General features: G+C 63.8%; 1 protein-coding gene. It reads left to right on the forward strand.

Annotation, left to right across the window (positions count from 1 at the left end; all coding sequences use genetic code 11):
* Positions 1 to 317: hypothetical protein (locus H7I57_RS07710; protein WP_264022804.1), on the forward strand; the 317-nt coding region annotated here is incomplete at its 5' end.
* Positions 318 to 447: the final 130 nt, after the last annotated feature.

The raw sequence follows: 447 nt of genomic DNA on the forward strand, positions 1-447 counted from the left end.
CACAGCAAGTTGTTGGTGCGGCGCAGATCCAGTCCACCGCCGACCAGCTCGACGATCTCAAGATGCGGGCCCTCGACGTGCTCAGCCGCTACCAGCAGCATTCGACCGAACTGCAGGCCTCCGGCGGCCTCGACGGCCAGGCCGGTGTCGCCAACGTGGCTACGGCAGAAGAGATCTCGCAGGCACAGCGTGAGATGAACATGCGGTGGGAGTCGCTGATCGCGGCGCTGCGTAACAGCGCACCGGACTTCACCAACATCGACACCCAGAGCGCCCAGCAGATCCAGTCGGTCGCCGGCGGCCTGCGCTTCACCTGACCCTTCCACCACCACAGACAGTCGAAAGGATTCCACCACAATGGACGGAATGATCAAGGTCAATCCCGGCGCGATCGTGGACTACAACGCCGCCCTGGGAACGTTCAGCGGCGAGCTGGACAACATCGCC

It is taken from the genome of Mycolicibacterium pyrenivorans, from assembly GCF_025821625.1.
GTDB classification, from domain to species: Bacteria; Actinomycetota; Actinomycetes; order Mycobacteriales; family Mycobacteriaceae; genus Mycobacterium; species Mycobacterium pyrenivorans.